Raw genomic sequence first — 5,077 nt, forward strand, 5'->3', positions numbered from 1 at the left:
CCCACGAAGCCCCCCGCCCCCACGATCCGACGCCGCAGCGCCCATCCCCCGAAATTCGTGATCTCATCCCCCCGACGCCGTCCGCGGGCGGCCGGAAGCGGCCAAGATGGGGAGATGGGATTCCATGTCGACTCCGAGGCCGGGCGGCTGCGCCGGGTCATTCTGCACCGACCCGATCTGGAGCTGAAGCGGCTCACGCCCAGTAACAAGGACGCTCTGCTCTTCGACGACGTGCTGTGGGTGCGCCGGGCGCGCGCCGAGCACGACGGGTTCGCGGACGTGCTCCGGGACCGGGGCGTGGACGTGCACCTCTTCGGGGATCTGCTGGCCGAGAGCCTGCGTATCCCCGCGGCGCGGACGCTGGTCCTGGACCGGGTCTTCGACGAGAAGGAGTACGGGCCGCTGGCCACCGATCACATCCGGGCGGCCTTCGACGAACTGCCGGTGCCCGAGCTCGTCGAGGCGCTGGTCGGCGGTATGACCAAGCGCGAGTTCCTGGAGCGGTACCCCGAGCCGACCTCGGTCCGCTTCCATGTGATGGATCTGGACGACTTCCTGCTGGGCCCGCTGCCCAACCACCTCTTCACCCGTGACACTTCAGCCTGGGTCTACGACGGCGTCTCCATCAACTCGATGCGCTGGCCGGCCCGGCAGCGCGAGACCGTGCACTACGAGGCGATCTACCGGCACCATCCGCTCTTCCGCGGCGCGGACTTCCACGTCTGGTCGGAGGGGCAGGCGGACTTCCCCTCGACGATCGAGGGCGGTGACGTGCTGGTCATGGGCGCGGGCGCGGTGCTGATCGGGATGAGCGAGCGGACCACCCCGCAGGCCGTGGAAATGCTGGCGCGCGGACTGTTCGCGGCGGGCTCGGCGCGCACGATCGTGGCGCTGGACATGCCCAAGCGGCGGGCCTTCATGCACCTGGACACCGTGATGACCATGATCGACGGGGACACCTTCACGCAGTACGCGGGCCTGGGCATGCTGCGCTCGTACACCATCGAACCGGGCTCGGGCGAGCGGGACCTCAAGGTCACCGACCATCCGCCGGAGCATATGCACCGCGCCATAGCGGCCGCCCTGGGCCTGTCCGACATCCGGGTACTCACCGCGACCCAGGATGTGCACGCGGCGGAACGTGAGCAGTGGGACGACGGGTGCAATGTGCTGGCCGTCGAGCCGGGCGTGGTGGTGGCGTACGAGCGGAACGTCACCACGAACACGTTTCTGCGCAAGCGGGGCATCGAGGTCATCACGATCCCCGGGAGCGAGCTGGGCAGAGGGCGGGGCGGGCCGCGCTGTATGAGCTGTCCGGTGATACGCGACGCCGTGCCGGGTGTGGGGTGAGCCGGCACCGCCGGGCGCGCGGCCGCTCCGTTCCGCGGGGAGTTCGGCGGGGAGTCCGGTGGGGAGGGCCGCCGGTGGGGGAGATCTCGGTTCGTATGGAAATGCGGACCGTCGTATACACTTCCAGTGTTCGGCGGGCCGTCCCGGTCCGCCGTCCCCGCCACCCCCTCGTCCCCGTATGCCGCGAATCAGGAGCCCACTCATGGCGATAGACCTCACGGGCCGCCACTTCCTCAAGGAGCTGGACTTCAGCGCCGAGGAGTTCCGCCGACTGATCGACCTGGCGGCCGAGCTGAAAGCCGCCAAGCGCGCCGGTACCGAGGTCGCCCGCCTCCGCGGCAGGAACATCGCCCTGATCTTCGAGAAGACCTCGACCAGGACCCGCTGCGCCTTCGAGGTGGCGGCCGCGGACCAGGGCGCGTCGACCACCTACCTCGACCCCGCCGGCTCGCAGATGGGCCACAAGGAGTCGGTGAAGGACACCGCCCGGGTCCTCGGCCGGATGTTCGACGGGATCGAGTTCCGTGGCAGCCGGCAGGCGGATGTCGAGGAGCTGGCCGCGCATGCGGGCGTGCCCGTTTTCAACGGTCTGACCGACGACTGGCACCCGACCCAGATGCTCGCCGACGTGCTGACCATGATCGAGCACGGCCGGGGCCGGCCGCCGGCGGAGATCGCCTTCGCCTACCTCGGTGACGCCCGCAACAACATGGGCAACTCCTACCTCGTCACCGGCGCGCTGCTCGGCATGGACGTGCGGATCGTCGCGCCGCGGCAGCTGTGGCCCGCCGAACCGGTCGTCGCACAGGCCCGCGCGCTCGCCGACGGGAGCGGTGCGCGCATCACGCTCACCGAGGACGTCGCCGAGGGCGTGCGCGGCGCGGACTTCGTCACCACCGACGTCTGGGTCTCCATGGGGGAGCCCAAGGAGGTCTGGGACGAGCGGATCGCGCTGCTCGGCCCGTACGCGGTCACCATGGACGTGCTGCGCGCCACGGGGAAGCCGGCGGTGAAGTTCCTGCACTGCCTGCCCGCCTTCCACGACCTGGGTACGGCGGTCGGCCGGGAGATCCACGCACGGCACGGCCTGACGTCGCTGGAGGTCACGGACGAGGTCTTCGAGTCCGCGCACTCCGTCGTCTTCGACGAGGCGGAGAACCGGATGCACACGATCAAGGCCGTACTGGTCGCGACACTGGCCGGTGACGGAGCCGCACCGGACGGCACTGCATAGTCATACGCCCCAATGGGCGATCATGCAGTCAAAGCGGTTACCATCGAGCCGCTCACGGGGTTCGGGCCCACCGGTCCGGACCCCGCTCCGTGTGCGGCCTGCCACCCCTACCGCGCACACCGCACCACCAGAGAAGAGAACCACCCCATGCGTCCGCCCGCCGCCCGCCGCCGCCCCACGGAGGCGCTGCGCGCCGCAGCTCCTGCGGGTCCGTCCGCCCTGCGCGTCAAGTCCCCCGACGTCCTCATCGCCGAATCCGGCGCGGACCGCGAAGGTCACGGCCTCAAGCGCACCATGGGGCTCTTCCAGCTCGTGTGCTTCGGCATCGGCGCGATCGTCGGCACCGGCATCTTCGTCGGGCTGTCCGACACCGTCGCCCAGGCCGGGCCCGCCGTCATCGTCTCCTTCGTCCTCGCGGCCGTCACCTGTGTCTTCACCGCCTTCTCCTTCGCGGAGCTGGGCGGCGCGATACCGGTCTCCGGCAGCTCGTACTCCTACGCGTACGCCACGCTCGGCGAGCGCACCGCCTTTCTCGTCGGCTGGTGCCTGCTGCTCGAATACGGCATCTCGGTCTCGGCGGTCGCCGTCGGCTGGGGCCAGTACCTGAACGAACTGCTGGGCAGTCTGACCGGCTGGCAGCTGCCGGCGGCGCTGTCGAGCCCGCCGGGCGACGGCGGCATCGTCAACATCCCCGCCGTCGTCGTGATGCTGCTCGCCGCGCTCCTCCTGGTCCGCGGCATCCGGGAGAGCGCCCGCGCGACCGCCGCGATGGCCGTGCTGAAGATCGCGATCCTGATCCTGTTCTGCGGGATCGCCTGCACCGCGTTCCGGGCCGGGAACCTCACCCCGTTCGCCCCGGAGGGCATCGCCGGTATCACCTCCGGCGCGTCGCTCGCGTTCTTCTCCTACATCGGCTTCGACGCGATCACCACGGCCGGTGAGGAGGTCAAGAACCCGCGGCGCAACATCCCCCTCGCGATCATGATCTGCATCGGCGTGGTCACCGTCCTGTACTGCCTGGTCGCGGTCGGCGCCATCGGCGCGCTCTCCGCCGACCAGGTGGCAGGCCAACCCGCCGCGCTCTCGCTGATCGTCAACCGCGTCACCGAGTCGGCCTTCGGCGGCGGCGTGATCGCCTTCGGCGCCGTCGTCGCCATCGCCTCCGTCGTCCTCGCCGTCATGTACGGCCAGACCCGCATCCTGATGTCGATGTCGCGGGACGGCCTGATCCCGCGGGTCTTCGAGCGGATCTCGCCCCGGACGTCCACGCCCGTCGCCGGCACCTGGATCGTCGCGGTCGCCTTCGCGGTCCCGGCCGCCGTCGTCCCGCTGGACGTGGTGATGAACCTGACGACCATCGGAACGCTGTCGATCATGGCGGTGGTCAACGTCAGCGTGATGGTGCTGCGCCGCACCCGCCCCGATCTGCCGCGCCGGTTCCGCGTCCCGCTCTTCCCGCTCAGCCCGGTACTGGGCATCGCCTTCTGCGGCTACCTGATCTACGGTACCGGCCCGGTGACCTGGCTGGAGTTCGCCGGCTTCCTGGCCGTCGGCGCCCTGGTCTACGCGCGCTACGGCCGCCGCCACTCACGCCTGGGCACCACCCCGCGGACACCGGCCGGCGACGCCCCGGACGAGACCGGGCCGGTCAGTGGCGGCACGGCTGCGGACGCGCGGCGAGGGTGAACCACACGGCCTTGCCGTAGGGCGCCGCACCGGCGCCGGCGTCCGGGCCGAACGTCCGGATCAGGAGCAGGCCGCGGCCGTCCGCCTCACCGGCGGCGCGGCTGTCCGCCTCACCGGCGGCGGGGCCGTCCGGCGAGGGCGGGGCGCCCGGTCCGGCCGCGAACTCCGGCTTGTCGCCGGGCGCCGCCGCCGGCGGGGCGGCCGGCAGGAGTTCCACCACCAGCTCCAGGGGGTCCGCGCCGCGAGCCTGAGCGACGGCGTCGGTGACCAGATCGGCGGTCAGCCGCTCGGCGGTGTCGCCGTCGGCCGGGGCCCGCAGGTCCAGCAGGGCGGTACGGACCAGTGCGCGGGCGAGGGGGACGGCCGTCGCCGAGCGCGGCAGACCGATCCGCCAGTAGGTGGGGAGGGACGTTTCCGGCATGGCGCTGTCCGTTCGCAGAAGACCAGGTCAGACGGCTCAACCGTAGGAAACGGGCACGGGGCCCGGCAGAGGCGGGCGGCCGGGAACGCCGGGACCTGAGTCATGGGGCGGGCGGGACCTTCGGATGGCGTAGCCCGCCGGATCGCCGGATCCCGGCCCGCTGGATGGCCGGACCGCTGCATCGCCGGACCGCCGGACCGCAGCGCGCCCGCACGGCCGGATGACTGAAGGGCGCATGACCGGGCCGCCGCATGGCCACGCGGCCGAAGAGCGGCACGACCGAGCCCTCGCCCGCCGGACGCCGGCACCACGCCGGCGGCTCGGCTCGGTACGCCTCCACGTCGCCCCCCGAGTGGCCCCCAACCCACGCACTCCCACCCCCGCCG

General features: G+C 71.8%; 4 protein-coding genes. 3 read left to right on the top strand and 1 reads right to left on the bottom strand.

Translation table 11 applies throughout. The features are described 5' to 3' along the window. Positions 1–114: 114 nt before the first annotated feature. The 3 genes from IH09_RS35880 (at position 115) to IH09_RS35890 (ending at position 4,270) form a co-directional block, all read left to right on the top strand. A complete protein-coding gene (locus IH09_RS35880; protein WP_052861943.1) occupies positions 115–1,350 on the top strand; it encodes an arginine deiminase in 1,236 nt (411 codons plus the stop codon). Positions 1,351–1,552: 202 nt separating this feature from the next. Next, positions 1,553–2,584: an ornithine carbamoyltransferase gene (argF, locus tag IH09_RS35885; protein ID WP_052861944.1), complete on the top strand. Its 1,032-nt coding sequence runs from the start codon at positions 1,553–1,555 to the stop codon at positions 2,582–2,584. Between the two features lie 147 nt (positions 2,585–2,731). Further along, on the top strand, positions 2,732–4,270 hold the full coding sequence (locus tag IH09_RS35890; protein WP_110952819.1) for an amino acid permease: 1,539 nt from the start codon (positions 2,732–2,734) through the stop codon (positions 4,268–4,270). On the opposite strand, the gene IH09_RS35895 is transcribed toward IH09_RS35890, so the two are convergent. Beyond that, positions 4,233–4,691 (bottom strand): hypothetical protein, encoded by a 459-nt coding sequence (locus tag IH09_RS35895; protein WP_052861945.1) that lies wholly within the window; start codon positions 4,689–4,691, stop codon positions 4,233–4,235. The genes IH09_RS35890 and IH09_RS35895 overlap by 38 nt on opposite strands. Between the last annotated feature and the right edge of the window lie 386 nt (positions 4,692–5,077).

The organism is Streptomyces celluloflavus (assembly GCA_000720995.1).
Taxonomy (GTDB): Bacteria; Actinomycetota; Actinomycetes; order Streptomycetales; family Streptomycetaceae; genus Streptomyces; species Streptomyces celluloflavus.

What these genes read in the sequence shown, in the direction of transcription:
- IH09_RS35880 (WP_052861943.1), top strand. Translation starts at nt 115, where the DNA reads ATGGGATTCCATGTCGACTCCGAGGCCGGGCGGCTGCGCCGGGTCATT.
- IH09_RS35890 (WP_110952819.1), top strand. Translation starts at nt 2,732, where the DNA reads ATGCGTCCGCCCGCCGCCCGCCGCCGCCCCACGGAGGCGCTGCGCGCC.
- argF (WP_052861944.1), top strand. Translation starts at nt 1,553, where the DNA reads ATGGCGATAGACCTCACGGGCCGCCACTTCCTCAAGGAGCTGGACTTC.
- IH09_RS35895 (WP_052861945.1), bottom strand. Translation starts at nt 4,691, where the DNA reads ATGCCGGAAACGTCCCTCCCCACCTACTGGCGGATCGGTCTGCCGCGC.